The sequence below is a fragment of the Polaromonas sp. genome, from assembly GCF_043778355.1.
Classification (GTDB): Bacteria; Pseudomonadota; Gammaproteobacteria; order Burkholderiales; family Burkholderiaceae_C; genus Polaromonas.
Map to the genome: position 1 here is coordinate 1 of NZ_JAYWHI010000039.1, position 10,997 is coordinate 10,997.

11 protein-coding genes and 1 pseudogene are annotated in these 10,997 nt (G+C 59.8%); 5 read left to right on the top strand and 7 right to left on the bottom strand.

Features of this window, described 5'->3' with window-relative positions:
• Nucleotides 1–330, top strand: a pseudogene (locus ACH2CW_RS07075) (argininosuccinate synthase); the annotation flags it as partial.
• A gap of 229 nt (nt 331–559) precedes the next feature.
• On the opposite strand, the gene ACH2CW_RS07080 reads toward ACH2CW_RS07075, so the two are convergent.
• The 4 genes from ACH2CW_RS07080 to murB form a co-directional block, all read right to left on the bottom strand.
• Nucleotides 560–1,207, bottom strand: a complete 648-nt coding sequence (locus tag ACH2CW_RS07080; RefSeq protein WP_395056521.1) for a hypothetical protein — start codon at nt 1,205–1,207, stop codon at nt 560–562.
• Between the two features lie 3 nt (nt 1,208–1,210).
• The gene (locus ACH2CW_RS07085) at nt 1,211–2,443 is read right to left on the bottom strand and encodes an AAA family ATPase (protein ID WP_395056523.1); all 1,233 of its coding nucleotides are present in this window, start codon (nt 2,441–2,443) and stop codon (nt 1,211–1,213) included.
• A 62-nt stretch (nt 2,444–2,505) separates the two neighbouring features.
• A complete protein-coding gene (locus ACH2CW_RS07090) occupies nt 2,506–3,459 on the bottom strand; it encodes a nuclease-related domain-containing protein (RefSeq protein WP_395056525.1) in 954 nt (317 codons plus the stop codon).
• A gap of 385 nt (nt 3,460–3,844) precedes the next feature.
• A complete protein-coding gene (murB, locus tag ACH2CW_RS07095; RefSeq protein WP_395056527.1) occupies nt 3,845–4,906 on the bottom strand; it encodes a UDP-N-acetylmuramate dehydrogenase in 1,062 nt (353 codons plus the stop codon).
• Between the two features lie 55 nt (nt 4,907–4,961).
• Between murB and ACH2CW_RS07100 the strand changes: the two genes are divergently transcribed.
• Together ACH2CW_RS07100 and ACH2CW_RS07105 are read left to right on the top strand one after the other, a co-directional pair.
• Nucleotides 4,962–5,447, top strand: coding sequence for a YajQ family cyclic di-GMP-binding protein (locus ACH2CW_RS07100; RefSeq protein ID WP_296919201.1), 486 nt, complete (start codon nt 4,962–4,964; stop codon nt 5,445–5,447).
• 4 nt (nt 5,448–5,451) lie between these two features.
• A complete protein-coding gene (locus ACH2CW_RS07105) occupies nt 5,452–6,105 on the top strand; it encodes a TIGR02281 family clan AA aspartic protease (protein ID WP_395056529.1) in 654 nt (217 codons plus the stop codon).
• Nucleotides 6,106–6,107: 2 nt separating this feature from the next.
• Here ACH2CW_RS07105 and plsY read toward each other — a convergent pair whose 3' ends face one another.
• From plsY to ACH2CW_RS07120, 3 genes are all read right to left on the bottom strand, one after another.
• Nucleotides 6,108–6,740, bottom strand: a complete 633-nt coding sequence (gene plsY, locus ACH2CW_RS07110; protein ID WP_395056531.1) for a glycerol-3-phosphate 1-O-acyltransferase PlsY — start codon at nt 6,738–6,740, stop codon at nt 6,108–6,110.
• A gap of 26 nt (nt 6,741–6,766) precedes the next feature.
• The gene (locus ACH2CW_RS07115; RefSeq protein ID WP_395056533.1) at nt 6,767–7,258 is read right to left on the bottom strand and encodes an aminoacyl-tRNA deacylase; all 492 of its coding nucleotides are present in this window, start codon (nt 7,256–7,258) and stop codon (nt 6,767–6,769) included.
• 101 nt (nt 7,259–7,359) lie between these two features.
• Complete coding sequence (locus tag ACH2CW_RS07120; RefSeq protein WP_395056535.1) at nt 7,360–8,424, bottom strand: aldo/keto reductase; 1,065 nt, start codon at nt 8,422–8,424, stop codon at nt 7,360–7,362.
• Between the two features lie 192 nt (nt 8,425–8,616).
• On the opposite strand from ACH2CW_RS07120, the gene ACH2CW_RS07125 reads away from it, so the two are divergent.
• A complete protein-coding gene (locus ACH2CW_RS07125; protein ID WP_395056537.1) occupies nt 8,617–9,276 on the top strand; it encodes an OmpA family protein in 660 nt (219 codons plus the stop codon).
• A gap of 189 nt (nt 9,277–9,465) precedes the next feature.
• Nucleotides 9,466–10,611 carry an ATP-binding protein gene (locus ACH2CW_RS07130; RefSeq protein ID WP_395056539.1) on the top strand — a complete coding sequence of 382 codons (1,146 nt, stop codon included), beginning with the start codon at nt 9,466–9,468 and terminating at the stop codon, nt 10,609–10,611.
• Nucleotides 10,612–10,997: the final 386 nt, after the last annotated feature.

The window sequence follows — 10,997 nt, forward strand, 5'->3', positions numbered from 1 at the left end:
GGCCGCTGGTTCGACAGCCAGGCCATCATGCTGCGCGAAACCGCCCAACGCTGGATCGCCAGCGCGATCACCGGCACCGTGACCCTGGAACTGCGGCGCGGTAACGACTACTCGCTGCTGAACACCGAATCACCGAACCTGACCTACGCGCCCGAGCGCTTGAGCATGGAAAAAGTGGAAGACGCGCCGTTTTCGCCGCTGGATCGTATTGGGCAACTGACGATGCGCAATCTGGACATCACGGATACGCGAGCCAAGCTGCAGGTTTATTCCAACGCCGGGATGCTGGAGTTGGGCAAGGGGGATGACTTTTTGAAGTTGGGCAAGTAGGTCAGTTCAAGCACCTAAGACAAAGCCCGCCAGGTGAAATCTTGGCGGGCTTACTGGATATCCAACCGGACAGGCTAAAAATTCTTTCCCACCCCGATATATTGAAACAGCCCAGCACTGGACAGGTTCCGTGCCAAGCCAAACGCACTGATCTTGACAGCATTTTGTTCATCAGCAGTCATGGGAGAGAGACTATCGTTTGCAGGGACAGAGATTCAAAATTACATGGTCAGTTAGCTGCCAGAAGCTCGGATACGCGCTTCCGAGTGCTACTGAAACTCGGTGACTGATTCCGTTCCACATCCATGAGAGGGCCGATGCGATTGGCACACTCATGCTTGAACTCACCCATTTTGTAAAACCCTTGTTTCTTTATCGTAGCCGCGCCTCCCTTTACCAAGGCATCGGCCAACATTTCCCAAGTACCGCACACCGAATCTTGCTGATACTTGTTCAACACCCTCTTGTCTGCTCGCGGGTAGGCCTCCAACAGAGCTTCGCGGTCACCGAAATACCAAGCCTCGACTTCTTCGGTGGCCAATCCAAACGCAGTTTTCGGTGCGTTTGGGCATCGCTTCAGCATCTTATGCAAATCTCGGCGAAAGACGGCCACATCGTGCCCGTCAGTATCGACTAATATCAGCACCGCCTCATAGCCCGATTTTCCGTAGCCCTCGAGCATTCGCGGCAACTTGTCCAGCAAGGTCTTTATTCGTACATCAGACTTTGCTGTCAGATTTTTGGGGATTCGACCAACGCCTCTGAAATCATGAATACGCCACGTGTGTTGTTCGACGGCTTCTCCCAGCAACTTAGGCATGAGGTGGCCCATCAATGCGGCACCCGAGCTGTCCTCCACAAGCACTTCAATGTGCATGCCTTACTCCGAATCTAGGTAGTCGCTGTACCAGAGACCGCCCAGCGGCAAGCCTTGTTCGACCATGTTGTTCACTAACGCCATGTCAGAAACCCGCGTGATCTGCGAAAAGCCGTCAGCACCTTTCTTAAGTACCCACACCTCATTTGGCTGCAATGCATCAACGAAATAAGGTTGATGTGTGGTCACAAAAACTTGAGGAGCGTTGCGTTCACCAGTGGCGTGTGACCTAAGTTCGCTGGCCAGTGATTCCAAAAGCTTGTGATACAGCCCGTTTTCTGGTTCTTCAATGCAGATGAAAGGCGGTGGCTCCGGGTCTTCCATCAACAATAAATAAGCGAACACCTTGAGCGTGCCGTCAGACATCTGCCCCGCATAGAACGAATCGGAAAAAGCGCCATCGTTGAATTTGAGAGCCAATCGTCCATCAATGGTCGGTTGAGCGTCAATCGATTCGATGCCAGGAATCTTCTCCGCTATCCTTTTAAGAACCTCTTTGAAACGGGCACCCTGCTCCCGCTGCATGTACTGAACCACGTTGCCAATGTTGTCACCGTGGATATTGAGATGTTTCTGTGCGCCTGCTGGGGGAATGCTTCTTGCCGCGTCGGGGTGGAAGTAGGACAGGTACCAACCTTTGAGAAAGTCCCGAAAACGTTTGATGCGTGGATGCTCCTTGAGCGTTCCCAAAGTCGCTATGCCCAACTGGCGCAAGTCGGTCAACTCCACGTCCGTCTTAGCCGAGTCCTCCGTCTGCTCTACTTTGGCAACAGCCTCTTCCCCAGCCCACACCTCACCCACACCGCTTTCCAGACGCAAAAACGGATAGGGGCGGCCATGCCTCTGTCCCTTGCGGCGCTGCTTGAGCAACTCCGACTCGACAAACGGGCGACCCAACGCATCAATATTTATAGCCAATTCGTAGGTGATTGGGCGCTCGCCTGGAGCCTCTCGGTAATAGATCTCGAACCGAATAGGCTCATTCGTTCCCAAAGAGCGCATGCGATCAAAGCCACCGCGCCTAGGATCATCGCAAGCGCTTTCCACATCCTTGGTCAAGCAATCTGCAACGAAGCCAAACGCATCAAATAGGGTACTCTTGCCGGCACCGTTCTTGCCAATTACAACTGTGAACGGCGTCAACGCATCGCCGCCCTGGTCGGTGGAGAGCTTGCCCAGCGTCACGTCGCGCAAAGCGCGGTAATTCTGAACCCTAAATCCTTCGATCAATGCCATGGCATATGCCCCTCAAACAACCTTAAAACCTTCATTGGCTGATTCCCCACGGTTGATTATCTTCACGCAAACAACCCCTGATGCTCCCGGCAATACTGCAACCCGCCAAACCGTTTGGCGTTGTTCCAGCAGAACTTGCCTTCAGGGAAACTGATCTTCTCACGGCAATGGGCGCAAATCAGCTTTTTGGCCAGTGAGTCGTCGGCCTGCGTGGGTGTTGGGGTGGCGGGTGCTGCGGCAAATATGGGCGCTACAGGACGAGGCTCCATCACAACTTTGGCCATTCGAGGTTTGGGCTGCATCCAGTCTGGCAGGTCCAGCATGTCTTGCGGGCGGTGCTGGCGCTTGAGCTTTTCGCCCCACTCCTTGATGGTGTCTGGGTTGCGTAGGTTGAAGATGGCCTTGAACAGGCCGCCGGTGCTGAAGCCGTCCACCAGCTTTTCATGCCAGGCGCGGAACTGGTCGGCCTTGATGAGAAAGCTGGTGTCAAACGCCTTGGCGTCTGGCCGCTCAATGATGGCTTGCGGGTGCATCAGCACCACGTTATGAAACTCGGGCAGCTTGTCGGTGCGGGTGCTGATCTCCAGCCGCTCCAGAAGTTTGCTCAGGATGCGCGCGTGGCGGCGGCTTTGCTCATAGGGGGAGGCAATGCCGTAGCGCTCCTTGCCGTAGCGCACGGTAAATTCGCCATGGGCGTTGACTTCCAGGTCGCCTGAGTAGTTTTTGGTTTCGATCAGCACCATGTAGCCGGTGCGGTTGATGACCAGGTGGTCGATCTGGGCCGTTTCGCCATCCAGCACAAACCGCAAGTCGTGCAGCAGCACGTTGTTCTGGCTGTCTTTGTAATGGCCGTCCAGGTGAAATGCGGCTTCCCGTTCACCCTTGATACCTGCGGTCAGGTTGCGCAGCTCAACGCGGAGCCACTCTTTCTGGCGGGCGTCGAGCAGGGGTGACTGCTGTAAATCCTGCAGCAAGGCCAGGCGCCTGGACTTGTCGTCGGCTGATTTGATGAGCATGCTCCCCTCCCCTTCGGAATTCTTATGGCTAGACTTTACCCGAGGGGCGTGGCGACCGGGCCTGTGGGAGCATGGCCGCATCAATCTCTGCGGTTCAATTGCCCGACGCGCTGCAAATGCTGGCTGATCGGTGCCGGCGGCACGCCTGGTGCAAAAGAATTCTTTAATTGGGTGAAGTCACAGTAAAGCCATCTTTAATACGAAGCGCACGTATGAAAGCAGGGTTGAACACGAGGCAGACGCCCATAAAACCTGAAATTTGCATTTTTATATGCCAAATCAGCCTCTAGCCGACGTGAGTTCTCCGCGAGCAGCTATCAAAACCGTAGCGTTTCGAGGCGCCGTAGAGCCAGCAGCACACCCGCGCAGCAGGCTCTACCGGGCCCTACACCACCACCGGCTCCGGCTCCAGCAGGATGCCGAAACGCTCGTAAACACTGGTCTGAATTGCCTTGGCCAGGGTCATGACCTCGCCGCCGGTGACCGGGTCAGCGCTTCCGCCCCGGTTGACCAGCACCAGCGCCTGGCGCTCATAAACACCGGCGTTGCCGATGCTTTTGCCTTTCCAGCCGCAGGCGTCAATCAGCCAGCCGGCGGCAAGTTTGACCGAGCCGTCGTCGAGGTGGTAATGCACAATTTTCGGCTCGCGCTGGATGATGTCGGCGCACTGCTCGGGCGACACCGTGGGGTTCTTGAAAAAGCTGCCGGCATTGCCAATCACCGCCGGGTCGGGCAGCTTGGCGCGGCGGATCTCGCACACCCACTCAAAAATCTGCAGCGCATCGGGCTGCACGCCAGGGGCCTGCGCCATTTTTTTCTCGATGTCGGCATAACCAAGCACCGGCTTCCAGGCCTTGGGCAGCGCAAAACGCACACGCGTGATCAGCGCCTTGCCCGCCAGGCCCAAGCCCGGTTTTCCATTCGGCCCGCTGCTGCTGTGTTTGAACACCGAGTCGCGGTAGCCAAAGGCGCATTGCGCGGCGTCCAGCGTGAAGGTTTTTCCGGTCGTCAGGTCCACCGCATCGAGCGAGTCGAAGCGGTCCTGCAGTTCGACGCCGTACGCGCCGATGTTCTGCACCGGCGAGCCGCCCACGGTGCCCGGAATCAGTGCCAGGTTTTCCAGGCCGGGGTAGCCCTGGTGCACGGTCCAGTCCACGATGTCGTGCCAGCTTTCGCCGGCGCCGGCCTCGACGACCCAGGCTCTGGCGGTCTCATTGACCAGCTTTTTGCCCTTGATCTCGACCTTGAGCACCAGCGGCTTCACATCGCCGGTGATCACGATGTTGCTGCCGCCGCCGAGTACAAACTTGGGGGTATCCCGCAGCGCCGGATCGGCGAGTACGGCGGCCAGATCCTGTTCGCTGTGGATGCGCACCAACGTCAGGGCCTTGGCCATGATGCCGAAGGTATTGGAAAACTGGAGGGGGACGTTTTTCTCGACTAACATCAGCGGATTGTCTCATCCGGACACCCTTCACCACGCCAGCAAAGAAGCCGACACCATGCCCTCTTTTGACACCGTCCTCGAAGCCGACCTGGTCAAGGTCAAAAACTCGGTTGAAAACACCGCCAAGGAAATCGGAACACGGTTTGACTTCAAGGGCACGGCGGCAGCGATTGAGCTCAAGGACAAGGAAATCACGCTGATTGGCGACAGCGACTTTCAAATTGACCAGATCACCGACATTCTGCGCAACAAGGCCACCAAAAGCGGCGTTGATGTGCGCTTTTTCGACGCCGGCAAGGTTGAAAAAATCGGCGGCGACAAGGTCAAGCAGGTCACCAAGGTGCGCAACGGCATCGAGACCGAGCAGGCCAAGAAAATCTCGCAACTGATCAAGGGCAGCAAGGTCAAGGTGCAGGCTTCGATTCAGGGCGACGCGGTGCGGGTCACCGGTAAAAACCGCGACGACCTGCAGGAGGCCATGGCCATGATCAAGGCCGAGTTGCCCGACATGCCTTTGAGTTTCAACAATTTCAGGGATTGACCCCATGAAAGTCGTCCTGCTGCTGATCGCGCTGACGGCTTTTAGCGGCATGGCGCAGGCCCAGAGCGTGGCTTTGGCCGGCCTGCTGGGCAACAAGGCCCTGCTGGTCGTCAACGGTGCACCGCCCAAGTCGGTGGCGGCCGGCGACACCCACATGAATGTCAAGGTGATTTCTGCCTCCGGCGACCAAGCGGTGCTGGAGCTCAATGGCAAACGCCTCACGCTGCGGGTCGGCGATGCACCGGTCAGCGTGGGTGCGGGTGGCGGAGCAGGCGGTGGCGCGGGCAAGGGCAACCGCATTGTGCTGAACGCCGGCAGTGGGGGGCATTTCATGACGGCTGGCCAGATCAACGGCCGCGCGGTTCAGTTCATGGTCGACACCGGCGCCACCAGCATCGCCATGAGTGCTGCCGACGCGGACCGCACCGGCATCCAGTACAAAGACGGGCAGCCGGTGCGCATGAGCACGGCCAACGGCATCACCCAGGGCTACCGCGTGAAACTCAACTCGGTCCGCGTCGGTGATGTCGAGGTCTTTGACGTGGACGCGGTGGTGTCACCCCAGCCGATGCCCTTCATGCTGCTGGGCAACAGCTTTCTGACACGTTTTCAGATGTTGCGCGAAAACGAGCAGATGATTCTGGTCCGGCGTTACTAGGCTCAGCGTTTGGCCTTGCTGCCCAGCTTCGACTCCTTGCCCTGCAGCAGCTTGTTGATGTTTTCCTTGTGCCGGTAAGCCAGACAGGCACTCATCACAAATATCGCCAGCGCCATGGTTTTGTCCATCTCCCAGAAGCTGCGGGCACCAATCATGTAGTACCAAGGCGCAAACAGCGCGCAGGCCAGCGAGGCCAGCGACGAGTAGCGCGAAAAGAAAGCGACGATGACCCAGGTCGCGAGTGTGGCCAGGCCCAGCACCCAGTGCACCCCAAACAGCACACCTGCAGCGGTGGCCACCCCCTTGCCACCCTCGAATTTGAAAAACACCGGGTACAGGTGGCCGATGAAAGCGGCCAGACCGACGGCGGCCAGCGTGCCCTCGCGCATGCCGTAATCGCGGCCAAACCAGGTCACCAGTGCCATCGGCAGCCAGCCCTTGAGACCGTCCAGCAGCAAGGTGGCCACCGCCGCTGCCTTGTTACCGGACCGCAGCACATTGGTCGCGCCCGGATTTTTACTGCCGTAGCTGCGCGGATCGTTCAAGCCCATCAGCTTGCTGACAATCACCGCAAAAGACAGCGAGCCCATCAGGTAGGCCGCCACAACGGCGAGGGCGGAATAAAGGTAGTCCATGGGGTTCTCCAGATGTTGTTATAGCGTCAGTCTTCGAGCGCGCAGTTGACGGATTTTGCACCGAGCAGCGCGACACACACCCGCGGGTCCAGCCGCACAAGGTAACCGCGCCGGCCACCGTTGATGGCGATGTCAGGCAAGGCCAGAATACTTTCCTCGATATACACCGGCATGGCCTTGCGTGTACCAAAGGGCGAGGTGCCGCCCACCAGGTAACCGCTGTGCCGATTCGCCACCTCGGGCTTGCAGGGCTCCACCGACTTGGCACCAATCTGGCGCGCCAGGTTTTTTGTCGAGACCTTGCGGTTGCCGTGCATCAGCACCAGCAGCGGTTTGGCGTCCTGGTCCTGCATCACCAGGGTCTTGACCACGGTGAAGGGATCAAACCCCAACACCTCGGCACTGTGCTGCGCGCCGCCGTGCTCCAGGTACTCATAAGGGTGTTCAGTGAACACAACCTTGTTGGCCTTGAGCAACTGGGTGGCCGGTGTTTCGCTGACGTGCTCTTTTTTGCTCACTACGCTGCTTCCGTTCAAGTGCCAGCGCGGAACCGGCTTTGCCGGGCCGCAGATGGCGCCCCCTGGGGGGAGGCGTCGAAGGCGCTTCGGGGGAGAACCATTTACAGCGCCGGGTCGCGCAGCTCCCAGCGAATTTTGTCAATCTCCACCAGCAGCTCAGGAGACAGCTTCGTTCCCCAGGCGTTCAGGTTGTCGTCGAGCTGGGCGACCGAGGTCACACCGATGATGGTGCTGGCGACCTGCCACTTGCCATAACAAAAGGCCAGCGCCAGTTGGGTCGGGCTCAAGCCATGTTCGCGTGCCAGCGCGTTGTAGCGGCGCGCGGCGGCCAGCGCCTCGGGCCGGCCCCAACGCTGCTTGCGCACCGACTCGTATTTCGAGATGCGCCCATTCGCCGGCGCTTCCGGACCGCTGGTTCCGCTGCTGTCGTATTTGCCGGTCAGCAGACCAAAGCCCAGCGGCGAATAAGCCAGCAGCGATACGCCAAGCCGGTGCATGCTTTCGTCGAGACCGTTTTCCACCGTGCGGTTGATCAGGCAAAAAGGGTTTTGCACCGTCGCAATTTTCGCCAGCCCGTGCTGGTCGGCCAGGCGCACAAATTCATGGACACCGTAAGGCGTTTCGTTGGACAAGCCAATCGCACGCACCTTGCCAGCTTTGACCAGACCGCTCAGGGCTTCAAGCTGGTGCTCAATGCTGCTAACCGGCTTGTCTTTGGCGGGGTCGAAATAGACAAGACCAAAAGCCGGCACATGGCGCGCTGGCCAGTGGATCTGATAGAGGTCAATCACATCGGTTTGCAAACGCTTGAGGCTGTCTTCACAGGCCTGCACGATGTCTTTGGCCGTCAGTTCCGGGCTGCCCTTGCGTATCCAGTCCATGCCGCGTGCCGGGCCGGCGACCTTGGTCGCCACCACCATCTTGTTGCGCGCACCGGGTCGGCTGGCCAACCAGTTGCCGATGATGGTTTCAGTCGCGCCAAAGGTTTCGGCGCGGGCCGGCACCGAATACATCTCCGCCGCGTCAAGAAAGTTGACCCCGCGCTCCAGCGAGCGATCAAGAATGGCGTGGGCGGTGGCCTCGTTAACCTGCTCGCCGAAGGTCATGGTGCCCAGGCAAATGGGGGTGACATGCAGGTCACTGCTGCCGAGTTGGACTGTGTTCATGGGTTCAATTTACAAGCGGGTAAAAAAAAGCGGGTCGCGGGATCTCTAGTTTAAAGGCTGCGCACAGACGACCCTGGCGCTCAGTCGGTCGGGAATTTTGCCTACATGCGCCCGATGTCCCTGGGCCTAACATCAGTCAGCAAGCGGCCTACCGTTCGCTTTGAAAATTCAAACACTTCCAGGAGAAACCCCATGAAATTAGCCCTCACCACCCTGACCTGCGCCGCACTCTTTCTGACCGGCTGCGCCAACATGAGCGAAACCCAGCAAGGCACGGCCAAGGGCGCCGGCATCGGCGCTGTGGCTGGCGCCGTCCTCGGTGCAGCCACCGGCGGCTCCAAAGGCGCTGCCACCGGCGCGGTGCTTGGCGGCGCTGTCGGTGCAGGCGGCGGCTACCTGTGGTCGCAGCGCATGCAGCAACAAAAAGCGGCCATGGAGCAAGCCACCGTAGGTACCGGCGTGGCCGTGACCCAGACCGCTGACAACCGCCTCAAGCTGGACATCCCTTCGGACATCTCGTTTGCCACCGGCCGTTCGGACATCAATGCCAGCTTCGCGCCCATCCTGAACCAGTTTGCCACCAGCCTGAACCAGAACCCGGTGACTTCCGTGACCATCATTGGTCACACTGACAGCACCGGCAGCGACGCCATCAACAACCCATTGTCGATGGACCGCGCCAACAGCACGCGCAACTACCTGGTCGCCCGCGGCGTGGCTGCCAACCGCGTCGGCACCGACGGCGCCGGCTCGCGCCAGCCCGTGGCCGACAACAGCAGCGACGCAGGCCGTGCCAAGAACCGCCGCGTTGAGATTTATGTGGCAGAACCGGTCCAGGCAGCTGCCCGCTGATCAAGAGCGCTTCAGCCACCCCCGGTGTGAACCAGTGCCCATCAAGGTTGGCGCTGAAGTGTGCGGCCTCATAGCCGCACAAGCTTGCGGGGATGCTGATGACAAAACCCTTCGGGCAACCGGAGGGTTTTTTTATTTCTGCCGGTCAGACATGCACCGCCCCTGACGCTTCCTAACCAAAGGCCGACCATGCGACTTTCCACCCACCTGCGCGCCAACGCGCAAGACATTCTTGCCGCCTGGGATGCCTTTGCGGCCACCTTGGTGCAGGACGGCAGCATGCTGGACCCCGTCACCTTGCGCGATCATGCCGGTGAAATCCTGGCGGCGATTGCCGACGAGCTTGACCGCCCACCGGTCGCCGTCATGCCGCCGACGGCGCCGGACGCCACAACGGACGAAGGGCCCTCGGAAGAGCTGGAGTCGGCTGCCGAAACCCATGCCGACACCCGCATGGTCTCGGGGTTTGCGATCGACGCCATGATTACCGAATACCGCGCCTTCCGGACCAACGTGGTCCGGCTCTGGCTGGACGCAGGCGGCGGGCGGGACCAGCCGCGGGACATGGAGGACCTCGTCCGCTTCCATGCGGCCATGGATCAGGCGATTGCCGAATCGGTGTCCCGTTACACCGACCAGACGCGCAAGTCCACCGAACTGTTCATCGGTATTCTTGGCCATGACATCCGCAACCCGCTGGGCACCATTTCCATGTCGGCCCAGTACCTGGTGCGCTCCGGCAAGCTGGCGGCCAGCGCGGCGGAAACCATCATCAACAGCGTGGTGCGTATCAACAGCGTGATCGAACACGTGGTTGATTTCACGCGGGTGCAGTCCGAGGGCATGATGCCGATCAAGCCGGTGCCCGGTGACCTCGCCCTCCAGTTCGCCAAGGTGCTGGCAGAGACCCGCGTGCGTTATCCGCGCAGTCTGCTGCGCCTGGAAAGCACCGGCGACTTCACAGGCTTCTGGGACGAGGGCCGCATGGGGCAATTGCTGTCCAACTTGCTGGCCAATGCCCTGACCCACGGTTCGCCCGATGAACCGGTGACGGTCCGCCTGTGGGAAAACGCTGAAGGTGTGGCTTTTTCGGTGCACAACCGGGGGACGCCGATTCCGCTGCAGGAACAGCAACTGATCTTCCGGCCGCTGGTCCGCGGCATGGCGCCCGGCCAGGGCGAACGCCGCGAAAGCTCGGGGCTGGGCCTCGGTCTGTTCATCTGCCAGGAGATTGTTCGCGCCCACGGTGGAAGCCTGGACGTCATCTCCACCGCGGCCGATGGCACCCGGTTCACGGTCCACCTGCCCCGCTCGGTGCCGAAGCCGCGCGCTTGAGCTCACCCTCTTGGCCGGAGCTCGCCCGGCGGCAAGCGCTTCGCTTGTCATCCCGGACCCCGGATCAAGTCCGGGGCAGGCCCGATCCGGGATCCATGCTGGACGACTCGTATCGTGTGGGTTCACCAACAAGCCGGGGGTTGCCTGGCAGCAAGCTGTTCGCCCGTCATCCCGGACTAGATCCGGGATCCATGGTCGATGACTCATACAGCTAGTGATCACCAACAAGCCGGGGGTTGCCCGGCAGCAACTCACTTTTCTTTTGCGTCGCCAAAAGAAAAGTAAGCAAAAGAAAAGGCGACCCGATGGTCTGGGTCCCTTCGCTTCGCTGCGGGCAACCTCCGGTGCTCGCCGAAAGTGGGGCCGAGCTCGAACTCGGCTTCGCC